At 49.0% G+C, this 13,587-nt stretch carries 13 protein-coding genes; 2 read left to right on the forward strand and 11 right to left on the reverse strand.

The window, feature by feature from the left end:
• Positions 1 to 152 precede the first annotated feature (152 nt).
• From HMPREF9446_RS11595 to HMPREF9446_RS11610, 4 genes are read right to left on the reverse strand one after another with little or no spacing between them, the layout of a single operon-like run.
• Positions 153 to 1,052, reverse strand: coding sequence for an SDR family oxidoreductase (locus HMPREF9446_RS11595; RefSeq protein WP_039969276.1), 900 nt, complete (start codon positions 1,050 to 1,052; stop codon positions 153 to 155).
• 40 nt (positions 1,053 to 1,092) lie between these two features.
• Positions 1,093 to 1,689: a hypothetical protein gene (locus HMPREF9446_RS11600; RefSeq protein ID WP_039969281.1), complete on the reverse strand. Its 597-nt coding sequence runs from the start codon at positions 1,687 to 1,689 to the stop codon at positions 1,093 to 1,095.
• 22 nt (positions 1,690 to 1,711) lie between these two features.
• A complete protein-coding gene (locus HMPREF9446_RS11605; RefSeq protein ID WP_009125860.1) occupies positions 1,712 to 2,431 on the reverse strand; it encodes a response regulator transcription factor in 720 nt (239 codons plus the stop codon).
• Position 2,432: 1 nt separating this feature from the next.
• Positions 2,433 to 3,971: a sensor histidine kinase gene (locus HMPREF9446_RS11610; protein ID WP_009125861.1), complete on the reverse strand. Its 1,539-nt coding sequence runs from the start codon at positions 3,969 to 3,971 to the stop codon at positions 2,433 to 2,435.
• 197 nt (positions 3,972 to 4,168) lie between these two features.
• On the opposite strand from HMPREF9446_RS11610, the gene HMPREF9446_RS11615 reads away from it, so the two are divergent.
• Positions 4,169 to 6,349, forward strand: a complete 2,181-nt coding sequence (locus tag HMPREF9446_RS11615; protein WP_009125862.1) for an outer membrane beta-barrel protein — start codon at positions 4,169 to 4,171, stop codon at positions 6,347 to 6,349.
• 193 nt (positions 6,350 to 6,542) lie between these two features.
• Positions 6,543 to 8,213 (forward strand): formate--tetrahydrofolate ligase, encoded by a 1,671-nt coding sequence (locus HMPREF9446_RS11620; RefSeq protein ID WP_009125863.1) that lies wholly within the window; start codon positions 6,543 to 6,545, stop codon positions 8,211 to 8,213.
• Between the two features lie 99 nt (positions 8,214 to 8,312).
• On the opposite strand, the gene glyA is transcribed toward HMPREF9446_RS11620, so the two are convergent.
• The 7 genes from glyA to HMPREF9446_RS11655 all read right to left on the reverse strand — a co-directional run.
• Positions 8,313 to 9,593 carry a serine hydroxymethyltransferase gene (glyA, locus tag HMPREF9446_RS11625; RefSeq protein WP_009125864.1) on the reverse strand — a complete coding sequence of 427 codons (1,281 nt, stop codon included), beginning with the start codon at positions 9,591 to 9,593 and terminating at the stop codon, positions 8,313 to 8,315.
• 106 nt (positions 9,594 to 9,699) lie between these two features.
• Complete coding sequence (locus HMPREF9446_RS11630) at positions 9,700 to 10,470, reverse strand: porin family protein (RefSeq protein ID WP_009125865.1); 771 nt, start codon at positions 10,468 to 10,470, stop codon at positions 9,700 to 9,702.
• 23 nt (positions 10,471 to 10,493) lie between these two features.
• Positions 10,494 to 11,069 (reverse strand): flavin reductase family protein, encoded by a 576-nt coding sequence (locus tag HMPREF9446_RS11635; RefSeq protein WP_009125866.1) that lies wholly within the window; start codon positions 11,067 to 11,069, stop codon positions 10,494 to 10,496.
• 6 nt (positions 11,070 to 11,075) lie between these two features.
• On the reverse strand, positions 11,076 to 11,537 hold the full coding sequence (pyrI, locus tag HMPREF9446_RS11640) for an aspartate carbamoyltransferase regulatory subunit (protein ID WP_039969282.1): 462 nt from the start codon (positions 11,535 to 11,537) through the stop codon (positions 11,076 to 11,078).
• A gap of 18 nt (positions 11,538 to 11,555) precedes the next feature.
• A complete protein-coding gene (pyrB, locus tag HMPREF9446_RS11645; protein WP_009125868.1) occupies positions 11,556 to 12,500 on the reverse strand; it encodes an aspartate carbamoyltransferase in 945 nt (314 codons plus the stop codon).
• A 14-nt stretch (positions 12,501 to 12,514) separates the two neighbouring features.
• A complete protein-coding gene (locus HMPREF9446_RS19170) occupies positions 12,515 to 12,811 on the reverse strand; it encodes a four helix bundle protein (RefSeq protein WP_009125869.1) in 297 nt (98 codons plus the stop codon).
• An 81-nt stretch (positions 12,812 to 12,892) separates the two neighbouring features.
• The coding region (locus tag HMPREF9446_RS11655) for a fibrobacter succinogenes major paralogous domain-containing protein (RefSeq protein ID WP_009125870.1) at positions 12,893 to 13,587 on the reverse strand (695 nt) is incomplete at its 5' end.

Below are 13,587 nucleotides of genomic sequence, written 5' to 3' on the forward strand. Positions count from 1 at the left end.
CGAATATAACAGGTGCATAAACGGATAATCAGAATTAATATCCTGTCTGCAGGAAGTTAATATCGTGCAGACAGGATATTAATTTATTGTATTACATTATATTAACTTGTTGTGCTTCATGGCATTAATATCATGTGAGACGTGAAAATCGTTTAAACTCCGAACATTATTTTCATTCCTTCTTCCAGCGTGTGCGGCTGATACCCTAACTCCCGGCATGCCTTTTCAATGCTCAGTCCGCTGAAACGGGGGCGGGGTGTTTTTTCGTTCATTTCCTTCGTGGTGACGGGTCGGATGAGTGAGCGGTCCAGTCCCAGCAGATCCGCTACGCGGCGGGCCATGTCGGCAATGGTCAGGCAATCGCTTCCGCAAATGTGGTAGATGCCGTTTCGCGGGCGGTTTATCAGTTTCTCCACACCTTGTGATATATCTCCTACATAGGTCGGTGTACGCCATTGGTCGGATACGACGAAGATTTCTTCATTGTTTCTCAGCCTGTCGGCTACCAGTTGAAGTATATTTCCATGTTGTCCCGGAAGGGCGGCACCATATACTACCACTACACGTACAATGGCATAATTCTCACAAATGGCAGTTATGCGTTTCTCGCCTTCCAATTTGGTGTGGCCATAGTAGTTGACGGGGCCGGGAGTATCTTCTTCCGTATATAACCGGTCAGTGTTTCCACTGAATACGAAATCGGTGGAAAGATGGATGAAACGGCTGTCATGCATCCGGCAATATTCTGCCAAACGTGATACGGCCGTGATGTTGATTGCGTCCGCTTCTTCGTGGTGGGTTTCACAGTAGTCCGGGACGGAGAGGGCGGAAGTATTGACTACGACATCGGGCCGCACTGCTTCAAACAGTTTTTCCAGCGCATTGTTGTCACAGATGTCCGTGCGTACAAAATGGTAATCCCCGGAACCGGGGCAAATATCGTCGTGCAGGGAACAACCGGTGACCCGGTAAGCTATATTCCGGGACAAATCATCGAGAACCCGTCTTCCGGTGAAGCCATTGGCGCCTATAATCAATACTTTTTTTCTCATAACCGTGCTTTTTGTCTTACTTTGGGATGATTCCCTTAATTTAATATGGGGCATTTCTCCCTTGTTGTACTTCGATGCGTATCCCAAATGAACCGTTTGCCGACTTCATCTCGAAAGCACCTTTGAAATTATTCTTCTCCCATGGCAGGGCGGAAGGATTGGGCACTTTCCATCCGTCTTTATCATACTCTCCGTATGTATTGATGCGCATGCCGTTCTTTAGCTTGAAACTTCCCATCTGGAGATTGTCGGTAGAGTTCCAGAAGCCTGTCAGTCCGAAAGGATTGGAACCGAAATAGCTGGAATTGCCCGGAGAGAATAGATCCGAAAGTCCTTGCGAATAGGTGACGTCCGGATTCAACCGGAAGATGCGGCTATAGTCTTTGCTGGCATCGGGTATCTCCAATGTAAACTTTGGCAATTTGGGCGGAGCTATGTTCAGCGATTTCATGTCCAGCAGAAAGCCGTCGTAGCTTTTCACATCATCCGGCAGGGGCTGTCCTTCCGGCAGGATTATTCCTTCGGAAGCCACCCTTTGAGGTGTGGCTTTCAGGGTATCGGCTGGGATTTCATTTTGCGCACTGGCAGCCAGAATACCTGTAAATGAAGTGATGATGCAGAAAAAGATTCGTTTCATATCTTTGTTCATATTTTAAAGTTTAGTTCACTATCAGTTTGTATCCTATTCCGCGTACATTGACAATGCGGATCCGTTCGTCCGATGACAATTTGTGACGCAGTTTGGTAATGAATACATGCAGGCTGCGTGAGTTAAAGAAACTGTCGTCTCCCCAAAGGTCGAGCAGCACGTTCTGGGTGTTGACAACCTGATTCCGGTTCTCGCACAGCCGTTTCAGTATTTCGGACTCGCGGTGGGAGAGCTCCACTTCCGTGCGGCTGTGTGGAGAGGCGTCGGCTTTTACGTACATGAGGCGTTGGGTTACGGCATTGAAGCGGTAGTCTCCTATTTCGAAACGGGAGATTTCCTGTAGCTTCTCTTCGGCAAAGGAGAAAGCTCTGCCCGCCAATGCTTTGATGCGGATGATAAGTTCCTGCATGCCGAACGGTTTCTTCAGGTAGTCATTGGCGCCGAGTTCAAACCCTTCCACCACATCATGGGTGGCAGAGCGTGCCGTAAGAAACAATACCGGGGTACGTTTATCCGTTTGCCGGATACGGCGTACCATCTCAAAGCCGTCCATGCGGGGCATCATCACATCGGTCACTAATACGTCGGGACGGAGGTCGAAAAAACTGCGAAGCCCTTCTTCACCGTCCGATGCGGTATGTATCGTAAAATTTTGTCCTTCCAGTGTATCTTTGATTATCATGGAGAGGGTCTGTTCATCCTCCACCAAAAGTACGTTGATATTGTCCATACTATATTTTTATTGTAAATGTGCTTCCTTTTCCTGTTTCACTTTTCACCGATACGCTGCCTCCATGTCGCTCTGTCATGGTCTTGACGTAGAACAATCCCAGTCCGTAGCCTTTCACGTCGTGCAGGTTGCCCGTAGGTACACGGTAGAACTTGTCGAAGATGTGTCTCTGCTTTTCAAGGGCAATGCCGATACCCTGGTCGGTGACGGAGATTTCGGCCTGTTCGTTTGTCCCGGTGCGGACAGTACGGCAATGTATGTCTATTTCCGCTTTCTCGTGCGAGTACTTGATGGCATTGTCTATCAGATTACTCAGTATGTTGCTGAAATGCGTACGGTCCGCAAGGACGGTCATGCCGTCGGGATTGATGTCAACGGAAATGCGTACCGGCTTGTCGGCCTTCAGCTTATGCTGTTCGATGAGCGGTTCCAGTATTTCCTGTATGTGAAGTTCTTCCGGATACAGGCAGAGTGTTTTGCGCCGTTCCATGCTCATGGAAAGAATCTGTTCCACCAGTCCGCTGAGCCGTTGTAGCTGTTCCTGGCAGATGTTCAGATATTTGTCACGCTGCGCCTTTTCTTCTGCTTGGCTGAAGTTCAGCAGGGCGTCGTTGGCGGCGTATGCAACGGCAATAGGTGTTTTCAGTTCGTGGGTGATGTTGTTGGTGAAATCACTTTTCATCTCTTCCAGTGTCTTCTGCTTCAGAATGGTATGGATAAGGAACCAGAAAGCAAAAGAAAGGATAACCAGGATGATGAATGAGGTGATGAGGATGCCCGACATTTGTCGCAGGACAATCATGTCAATGGGCTCTATCGTTAGGCGGTAATGTTGGCTGTTGTGCAGGTTGAAGGCATAATCATACTGCACGGCGCGGACACTGGGAGTATAACCTTCGGTCCCTCTCACGGAAAGGGTATCGGTGAAGGGCAGGGCACGGTCTTTGCCGCCTCCGGTGTAGAGGTATTCCAGCCGGTAGGGCACGTCAAGTCCCTGCTCGCGCAGCAGGCTGATGAGCAGGCTGTCGTAGATGGCGAGATCTGGGTCGGAGATGATATCCAGTCCGGAGTGCAGCCCCCGCTGAAAGTAGTTTGTCAGTTTCTGCATGTCGTTCTGCTTGCTGAGGATGACATTGACTCCTTCGTTGACATGCATCATTGAATTTTCGGAGTTGGGAGCCTCGTCTTCGGAGATGGTATCTTCTGTTGCTTCTGTGACGGTATTGCCCAAGTCTTCTGTTCCGGATATTTGTGTGGTGTCGGTATAGGTTATGTTTGCATGGCTGCGGACATAAGGCTTGTCATTCTCGTAGCCTGTTGATACGCTGACTGTCCCTTCCTTGACGGTGTCGTTTTTCAGTTTGTTTACGCGTACCATCATCTCGTTGTAGTCGCTTATACGCATGGCTTCGGAAATGCTTCGCTCCATCTGTCCGTACATGGTGTGGTAGAGGTCTGTCAGCCAGTAGGCTTGATAAACAAAGATACCTGTCAGGGAGGCGATGACAAGTATGGCGATATATTTGAGGGGCAGTTTCATGGTTGTTTCCAGTTGCTTTTATACATACAAAGGTAAGATTTATATTGTGAACCGTATGATGCGATAAGACTAAATAACATTCCCGATAACATTGGATAACACTTGGTAAGTGGCTGATAACACAAGTTTATGTTGATTCTGCCGTACTTTGCAGGCGAAGATTGACAGAAGAATATAACCATAAATAAAAGATTGACATGAAACGAATTTATCTGTTATCCATTGCGTGCTGTACTCTGAGTATCAGTCTTTCGGCACAAGAGAACAACGGTGGTGCGGTTACCGCCGATTCCGACGGCAACCGCATTCTCAGCACCGATAGCCTTATCACGCCCGATGCCTGCCTGGACAGCATTTATCAGGCTCTTCCGGAGGTGATGATTACAGGTGAACGCCCCATTGTGAAGGCTGCCCAAGGCAAACTGGTGTACGATTTGCCGCGTCTCATTCAAAGTCTTCCCGTAGATAATGCTTACGATGCGGTGAAAGAACTTCCCGGTGTTATAGAGATGAATGGCGGGCTGCAACTGGCAGGTCAGGGAGTCACCGTTATTTTGGACGGTAAAGTAACCACTCTCAGCACCGGGCAGCTCTATGCCTTGTTGCGGAGTATTCCCGCTGGCCGTATAGAGAAAGCGGAGGTGATGTACAATGCTCCTGCACGCTATCAAGTACGCGGCGCACTTATCAATATCATCTTAAAACAGTCAGCGGGTGGCTCCGGTTCCTGGCAAGGCGAACTTTACGGCAAGTATCGGCAGAAACACAACGAAGGTTTTGAAGAGCGTGCCAGCCTGCTCTATAATAAAAATAAATTCTCAACAGATTTTCTTTACTCGCACAGCCATGGCCGGAGTTATTCCACTACCGGAAAAGAGGCTGTACACACTCTGGCTGATGGCTCGGTTCACCCCATTGCTACAAATGAGGTAAACCATAGCCGCAGTCATACCCATAATTTCCGTTGGGGGACAGACTATAACATTGGTAAAGACCATCGGTTGAGTTTGGTGTATAACGGTGCTTATTCCACTGTCCACAATCACATGGAGATCATGGGCACACAGGTATCTGCCACTCGCGGCAACAGCAGTACCTGGTTGCACAATGGCCGTTTAGACTATCTTACTCCCTTTGGCTTGTCCGCCGGTGCCGAACTGACTTACTACCGTTCCCCGTCCAACCAGTTGCTGCATAGCCGTATGCTGGATGGAAAACTAAGCTTCTATACCGAAGATTGCCAGCGTATCAACCGATGGAAGTTCTTTCTGGCCCAGGAACATAGCTTGGGAAAAGGTTGGGACATGAATTATGGAGTCACCTACGTTACCGGCGTCGATAATAGCTACCAATATTATTTTGATGAAGAGTCGGGGATGGAGAACGGAGCACGGGCTGAATCCGCAGACGGGGAGGAGAGTCAGTTGCCCGATGATATGCATTCGCGCCGACACGAGCAGACCTGGAATGTTTATATCGGATTCAACAAGAGTTTCGGTGACAAGCTGACCATAGACGCTTCCTTGGCTGCAAAGCATTACAAGACCCCCGTCTGGAACCGATGGGACTGGTATCCCGTTTTAAACTTGAACTATATGCCCGCACCGGGACATATCCTTCAGTTTTCGTTGAGCAGCGAAAAGGAGTATCCTGCTTATTGGGCAACACAGGATGCCGTCTCTTACCTTGGCGGCGGGTATTCGGAGTTGCATGGCAACCCGTTACTGAAGCCTGCCCAAGAGTATGGAGCAAGAATGACTTACATACTGAAAGGAAAATACATTTTCGGCGTTTGGTTTGCGCATACGAAAGACTATTCCACACAGCTCCTCTACCAATCTTCCCAACGTCTGGTGGAAATCTACAAGGAGATGAATTTTGATTACCATCAGCAGGCAGGCATTCAGGTATCTGTCCCATTCAAGGTAAAGAACTGGCTGAGCTCACGTCTCACTCTTATCGGTGTATGGCAGCACGAGAAGAACAGTCACTTTTGGGATGTTCCTTTCAATCGCAAGCAGTGCTATGGCGTTGCCCGGATGACCCATACCTTTACACTCTCCTCCAAACCCGACTTGAAGCTGACCGTCGCTGGATTTGTACACAATAAAGGTATTCAGGGTATCTATGACCTGCCTACTTCGGGTAATGTAGATATCTCCTTGCGTTATGGGTTTGCCAAGAGTAAGGCTGTTCTCAATCTTTATTGCAACGATATTTTCGAGACGGGGCAGATTAATCCCCGCATTCGCTTTAAGACGCAGAACGTGACGAACCATTACTCCTGTTTCCGGGAGTTCGGCGTGTCGTTTACTTATAAATTCGGAGGTTATAAAGAAAAAGAACGGGAAGCAGTGGATACGTCACGATTTAAATAATTAACCGGGGGCTTTGTTTGCTTATCTCATGAGAATCATATAGATTTGTGGATATCCTTATAACCCCCAAAACAATCATATCGCTTTGACATTGGAATAAAATGCATCAAGATGTTTCCGGTGGTCTGGAGTTTTTTGTACTTTTGCAACTTTTAAAAAGGTAAAGTTGTTTAGTAAATTAAAAGACCCTATTATGAAATCGGACATTGAAATAGCCCGCAGCATAGAGCTGAAGAAAATAAAGCAAGTTGCCGAAAGTGTAGGCATTCCGCGCGAAGAAGTGGAGAACTACGGACGTTACATTGCCAAGATTCCCGAGCAACTGATTGACGAGGAAAAGGTAAAGCGCAGCAACCTTATATTGGTGACCGCCATTACGGCAACGAAAGCAGGTATCGGCAAGACTACGGTATCCATCGGTCTGGCATTGGGATTGAACAAGATCGGAAAGAAAGCCATCGTTGCTTTGCGTGAACCTTCACTCGGTCCCTGCTTTGGCATGAAAGGCGGCGCGGCGGGCGGTGGATACGCCCAAGTGCTTCCTATGGAAAAAATCAACCTCCATTTCACCGGAGATTTCCATGCCATCACTTCCGCGCATAACATGATATCTGCTTTGCTGGATAATTATATCTACCAGCACCAGGCGGAAGGTTTCGGACTGAAAGAGATTATCTGGAGACGCGTGCTCGACGTGAACGACCGTTCGCTGCGCAGCGTAGTGACAGGTTTGGGCCCCCGCACCAACGGCATTACCCAGGAGTCCGGATTTGACATTACTCCGGCATCGGAAATCATGGCGATCCTCTGCCTTGCAAAAGATACCGATGACCTGCGCCGGCGCGTCGAGAACATCATTCTGGGCTTTACTTACGATGGCAAACCGTTTACGGTGAAGGACTTGGGCGTTGCCGGAGCCGTCACCGTGTTATTGAAGGACGCTATCCACCCCAATCTGGTACAGACTACCGAAGGAACCGCCGCTTTTGTTCATGGTGGCCCATTCGCCAATATCGCGCACGGTTGTAATTCGATTCTTGCCACCAAGATGGCGATGACTTTCGGAGACTACGTAATCACGGAAGCCGGATTCGGTGCAGACTTGGGGGCAGAGAAATTTTATAATATCAAATGCCGCAAGAGTGGGTTGAGCCCTAAATTGACAGTTATTGTAGCCACCGCACAAGGGCTGAAAATGCATGGAGGAGTCAGCCTGGAGCGTATCAAGGAACCGAATATGGAAGGTTTGCGTGAAGGCTTCGGCAATCTTGACAAGCATGTCCGTAACCTCCGTTCCTTCGGGCAGACCGTGGTGGTTGCGTTCAACCGCTTTGCCGGTGACACCGATGAAGAAGTCGATGCCATCCGCCGTCATTGCGAGGAAGAACTGGAAGTGGGCTTTGCTATCAACAATGCCTTTGCAGAGGGTGGGGAAGGCGCCGTTGACTTGGCGGGCCTTGTGGTAGAGACCATAGAAAAAGAGCCGTCCGCTCCGTTGCGATACACTTATGAGGAAAATGATTCCGTACAACGGAAGATTGAAAAAGTGGCATGTAATCTGTATGGGGCAAGTGTGGTGACTTACAGCAGCGCCTCACGCAAGATGATAAAGCGGATAGAAGAAATGGGCATAGCCCATTATCCTGTCTGCATTGCCAAGACCCAATATTCGTTTTCTGCCGATCCTAAGCTATACGGTGCAGTCAACAATTTCGAGTTCCACATAAAAGACATCGTCATCAATAACGGTGCTGAAATGATAGTGGCCATTGCCGGTGAGATACTCCGTATGCCCGGTTTGCCCAAATCTCCGCAAGCGGAACGCATTGATATAGTCGGAGGGGAGATTGAAGGACTTTCATAGTCCGGTGCCCTGAAATGGACGAAAGAATAAGATTCAGCCCCGCAACCTCTTGATTATACAGGTTGCGGGGCTGTTTTATAACTGTTAAGGGCACGCTTCCTAGTATGCGAACAACGGGTATTTTTCCATTGTCTTGTTTACGCGTGCGCGGACTTCCGCAATCACTTGTTCGTTGTCAACGTTAGAGAGTACGGTTTCAATCATTTCAGCGATTTCCAGCATCAAGTCTTCTTTCGCGCCACGGGTTGTAATGGCGGGAGTACCCAGACGTATGCCGGAAGTCTGGAATGCGGAACGGCTGTCAAACGGAACCATGTTCTTGTTTACGGTGATGTCGGCGGATACCAGTGCTTTCTCGGCTACCTTACCTGTCAGGTCGGGATACTTGCTGCGCAGGTCAACCAGCATGGAGTGGTTGTCCGTACCGCCCGATACAATGGTGAAACCGCGGTCTATCAAGGCTTGTGCCAGGACGGCGGCATTCTTTTTCACTTGCTTGGCATACTCTTTCCATTCCGGTTGCAGGATTTCACCGAAAGCTACAGCCTTGGCGGCGATGACGTGTTCCAGCGGGCCGCCCTGGATACCGGGGAATACGGCAGAGTCGAGCAATTGGGACATCATCTTGATTTCACCTTTCGGAGTTTTCTTGCCCCACGGGTTGGGGAAGTCCTTACCCATCATGATGACACCGCCGCGGGGACCGCGAAGAGTCTTGTGGGTGGTGGAAGTCACGATATGAGCATACTTTACAGGATTATCCAGTTCTCCCGCCGCAATCAGTCCGGCAGGGTGCGCCATGTCAATCAGCAGGATGGCGCCTACCTTGTCTGCAATTTCACGCATGCGTTTGTAGTCCCATTCGCGGGAATAAGCAGAACCGCCGCCGATAATCATTTTCGGCTTCTCGCGCAAGGCGACTTCTTCCATCTGGTCATAATCCACACGGCCCGTTTCTTTATTCAGATTGTATTCGCAGGGAGTGTAGATGATGCCGGAAGTGTTCACCAAAGAACCGTGGGAGAGGTGTCCGCCGTGTGCAAGGTTCAGTCCCATGAATTTGTCACCCGGATTCAGGACTGCCAGGAATACGGCTGCATTGGCTTGCGCACCGGAGTGCGGTTGTACATTGGCCCATTCGGCACCGAAGATTTGTTTCAGGCGGTCAATGGCGATTTGTTCGCTCTGGTCCACTACTTCGCAACCACCGTAATAACGCTTGCCGGGGTAGCCTTCAGCGTATTTGTTGGTGAGGCAGGAACCCATTGCCTGCATGACTTGGTCACTTACAAAGTTCTCTGATGCAATCAATTCAATGCCTTTGAGCTGGCGTTGATGTTCTTTTTCGATGATCTCGAAAATTAAGTCGTCTCTTTTCATTCTTGCTTATTAGATAAGTTTGATAAATCTCTATGTATATCTTGTTAACTACGCAAATTTACAGGAAATAAATGAATAAATTGAAAGAAAAGGAAGAAATTTACTGTCAAAAGAACACTCCCAAGGAAAAACTGAGAACATTGTCGCGGCGGTGGAAACGGATTTCATTGTTGGAGCCGCTGCCATCCGCCGGGTTGTTTGCGGGGGCTTCATAAGTTACCCGTTTGGAAATGTTGTGCAGCCCGATGTCATACCTGAAATCGAAGAAGATGCGTGAAATGGTCACGGCTATGCCTACAGTGAAGCTGAGGTTCAGCGGACGCAGTTCCTCCCTGATGTTGAGTTGGTCGAAGCGCTCGAAGGTGACTTCACTTTTCTTGTCCCAGATATAGCGTATTTTCGGACCGCCGAAGGCGGCAAGGCTATACGGGCCTTCCTTGATGAAATTGTATCCGTAGATGACGGGGATGTCGATGCTGTGGATGGAGGAAGTGATGGAGGCCTCTGCGGGGACCGTTCCGGCAGGAGCGCCTTCGGGCAGGGGCTTTTCGAAAGTGATGTTGCACCGGTTGACGTTGTAGGAAATCTCCGGCTGCAGGAAATGCCGGTCAAAATTGATCCGTATGAAAAGGGAGCCGAAATAACCGATTTTGTAATTGTTCTGCACTTCATCGATGGCAACCCCGTTGACGCTGAAGTTGGAGACGAGGAACAAGGAAGAGGTGAATCCCCCTTTGACACCAAAGTTTACAGGACGGTCATGGTGGGATTTTAAGTGTTCTTCATCGGTTGTTCCGGGCACGGCGGGAGCCTGTCCCCACATCATGGCAGGGAACGCCAGCAAGCATAAACCACTGAAGATTCGTCTTAATCCCATCATCTTGTCGTCCTACCGTTTTTTTACTTATTGTTCTTTTTCTTTTCGACGGACCAACCGAATTTGCCGATTTTCTCGCCTAATCCGTAATATCCTCCATGTACATATACCAGCGGGTTGGTTTCGGCCAGTTCCAGTTTGCCTGTCTCCGGATTCAGGTTCTCCGTATCGGCACGGACATTGACTACGTCGGCAATGAACATGTCATGTGATCCGAGGGTGACGATTTCCTTTACCCGGCATTCGATGCACAGGGGAGATTCTTCGATGACGGGTGCGCTGACAACGGTACTTTTGCCGGGAGTGAGATGCATTTCCTCAAACTTGTTGTGGTCTTTGCCGGAACGTACGCCACACCAGTCTGTAGCCTTTGCCATATCTTCCGTGGTAAGGTTGATGACAAACTCCATATTCCGCTTGATGATATCGTAGGAGTGGCGTTCGGGACGTACGGAGATGTAGCACATGGGCGGGTTTGTACAGATTGTGCCCGTCCATGCCACTGTCAATATGTTGTATTCTTCCGGAGTGCTTCCGCAGCTGACCAAAACAGCCGGCAGCGGATAAATCATGGTTCCGGGTTTCCAGTCTTCTTTCATGGGATATCAGATGATTTCAATATTCTCGCGGGTCTGTTCCTTTTCGCAGTAATGGCATTTAATGACGCAGTTCCCTTTATCTACCACATGGAACAGCGTAGGCATCGGCTCGTTGTTTGTGATGCATTTGGGATTGGCGCATTTTACGATGCCGCGCAGTTCGTCCGGAAGGCAGACTTCACGTTTTTCTACCACTTCATAATCACGGATAATGTTCAGCTTTACGTTGGGGGCCACTACGGCGATCCGGTTGATTTCCTCGTCACAGAAAAACTTGTCGGCGATCTTGATAATGCCTTTGGTACCTAACTTTTTACTTTTCAGGTTGAAACCGATGGTGATGTTGTTGTTCATGTGCTCCAGGCCAAGCAGGGAGACAACGGTGAACAGCTTTTCAGAAGGTATATGGTCAATGACCGTTCCGTTTTCCAGGGCGGCTACTTGCAATTCTTGTTTCTTTTCGTTCAACATCTTCTTATTTCCGATTTAACAATTTACGATATATTTTCTCACTTCCTCCAGTGTGATGCCCAATACGTCGCAGAGGATAGCCTCACGGGCATATAAACCGTTCTGTGCCTGCTGGAAATAATAGGCTTTCGGGCTGTCGTCCACATCATAGGCTATTTCGTTGACACGGGGCAGGGGATGCAGGATGCGCAGGTTGGGACGGGTGTGTTCCAGCATCTTGTGGCGCAAGATATAGACATTCTTCACCCGTTCGTACTCCATGAGGTCGGTAAAACGTTCGCGTTGCACGCGGGTCATGTAGAGGATGTCGGCATCGGCAATGATTTCTTCCGTAAAGTCCGTATGCTCCACATACTTGATGTTGTGCTCGCGGCAGTAGATTTTGTATTCTTCGGGCATCCGCAGCTCGTCCGGGGCGATGAAGTGGAAAGTGGGGTTGAAGTGGCGCATGGCCATCAGCAGGGAGTGGACGGTACGGCCGTATTTGAGGTCGCCTACCAGGAAGATATTCAGATTTTCCAGTGTGCCTTGCGTCTTGTAGATGGAGTAGAGGTCGAGCATGGTCTGCGAAGGGTGCTGGTTGGCTCCGTCCCCGGCGTTGACGATGGGAATGGAAGTCACTTCACTGGCATAGCGTGCCGCCCCTTCGAGGTGGTGGCGCATCACGATGATGTCGGCGTAGTTGCTCACCATCTTGATGGTGTCTTTCAGTGTTTCGCCTTTGGAAGAACTGGTCGCCTTGGGATCGCTGAAGCCTATGACACGTGCTCCGAGGCGGTTGGCTGCTGTTTCAAAACTGAGGCGGGTGCGGGTAGAAGGCTCGAAAAATAAGGTGGCGACTACTTTCCCGTCCAATAAGTGCCGATTGGGATGCGCTTCAAACTCTTTCGCCATTTCGAGCATATAGAGGATTTTTTCCTTACTGTGTTCGGCAATGGTGACTAAACTTCTGTTTTCCATATCGTTGAATTCATTTATACTTTTCGAGAGTGTAAAGTTACGGAAAATCTATGGGCTACGGAAATTTGCGGGAATGTTTTTTTGCGGAATAAACCGGTTCTCTTCGGTAAGCCTTGACCGACCGGATTCACGCCACAAAAACTGTTCTTGCCTTTATCTTTTGCAATAATCGACATATCCAGACACACATCCACCATCCTTGTCCCCAGACTATACTTATAGAACCGGGGAAAACCTTGCGATAAAGGAATCAGCAGGTTCAACAACCGCAAGGTGTCACGATAAAGAGGTAAATCTTCGGATAATGCCATAAAAAATATGTTTCGACCCGCGAAGCGGGTTATTCGTTTAAATAGATAAATTAACGGCTACGCCGTAATAGATAAATAAGATCAGAAAGCAAAGGAACACCGCACCCTAAGGCTGCTGCTGCTGCGCTTAGTGTTGTACTCCAAGTGCAGGCCGTCACGGCTGTCGAAGTACACGCCGCAGGCGTTGAGGTGATTGTACTCCGAACTCGACCAAAACCAAGTGCCTGTACCTGTACTGAATGGCGTTGCACCGCTGATTTTCTCCAAATACCTATTCATGTTAGCCACGGCTATTGGGGCGGCACCGGATATATATTTATAACTACCTGTATCATCCCGATAATTGGTCAAGTCTATCTTACCCAAGTTGGACAGAATATCCCACCACTGACCCATACTGGGAATAAACCAACCGGTGGTTTTCTCGGGAGCGGCGTATTTCCCGGTGCTGCTCTCTGCCGTACCGTAACGGCTGGCATGGTAAAAGGCGGTATAGGTATCCGGCAAAGCAGTACCATCGTTTCCGTAGGTGTCGATTATCCAATGCGTTTCACCGTAACCGTCCACATTCTTATACATCTTATATACTTTGTCGGTGTTCGCTTTGAAAGGTTCTCCATCAGCGCCGCCGCTGTTTTCATCTTTACGGACTTCTCCCCACCGGCAACCGTCCGAAGCATTGGTGAGTGCCATGACAAGACCGTGAGGGGTTATGTCTTTATCTGTTAAGAATTTCGTGGCTGCCGTACCGATACGACTGACGTCGGTACTGTAAA

It is taken from the genome of Bacteroides fluxus YIT 12057, assembly GCF_000195635.1.
GTDB lineage: Bacteria > Bacteroidota > Bacteroidia > Bacteroidales > Bacteroidaceae > Bacteroides > Bacteroides fluxus.